Source organism: Microbacterium maritypicum MF109 (assembly GCF_000455825.1).
Taxonomy (GTDB): Bacteria; Actinomycetota; Actinomycetes; order Actinomycetales; family Microbacteriaceae; genus Microbacterium; species Microbacterium maritypicum_A.
On sequence record NZ_ATAO01000073.1, the window covers coordinates 1 to 504 of the forward strand.

Here is a 504-nt window from a genome sequence, read left to right on the forward strand (position 1 = left end):
GGATTCGGATCGCGCGAGCGATGCGGATGCGATCGCCGACCTCGTCGAGCAGGCCGGACAGCGGGCGACCGTGCACCACTCGCTGGCCGACGCCGCCGACGCCGCGCGCGAGTGGGCCGCATCCTCCGATCGACGCGCGGTCATCATCGCGGGCTCCGTGGTGCTCGCCGGAGAGGCGGTCGCCCTGGCGCAGGACGAGGACTGGAAGGCGGGGTGGCGCGCATGAGCGCCGACGCGACACCGGCTCGCCGTACCCGCCGGCCGCGCCCGCCGCGCACGCTCGTGCAGAAGCTCGCACCTGTCGTGCTGGGTTTCGAGGCCATCGTGGTCTTCCTCGTGGGCCTGACGATCTTCGGGCTGCGGCAGCTTCCCGACGGTATCGAGCAGTGGTGGGCGATCGTCGCCGGGGCGGTGGTCGCGCTCGCCTGCATCGCGATCGCCGGGATGATCACGAAGCCCTGGGCGATCACCGCCGGGTGGGTCGTGCAGGCACTCGTCGCCCTA

The 504-nt window shown here is 72.6% G+C and carries 1 protein-coding gene and 1 pseudogene; both read left to right on the top strand.

Annotation, left to right across the window (positions count from 1 at the left end; translation table 11 throughout):
* Positions 1 to 226, top strand: a pseudogene (locus L687_RS25640) (dihydrofolate synthase); the annotation flags it as partial.
* On the top strand, positions 223 to 504 hold a 282-nt coding region (locus L687_RS25645), incomplete at its 3' end, for a DUF4233 domain-containing protein (RefSeq protein WP_031206763.1). The pseudogene L687_RS25640 and the gene L687_RS25645, both read left to right, overlap by 4 nt.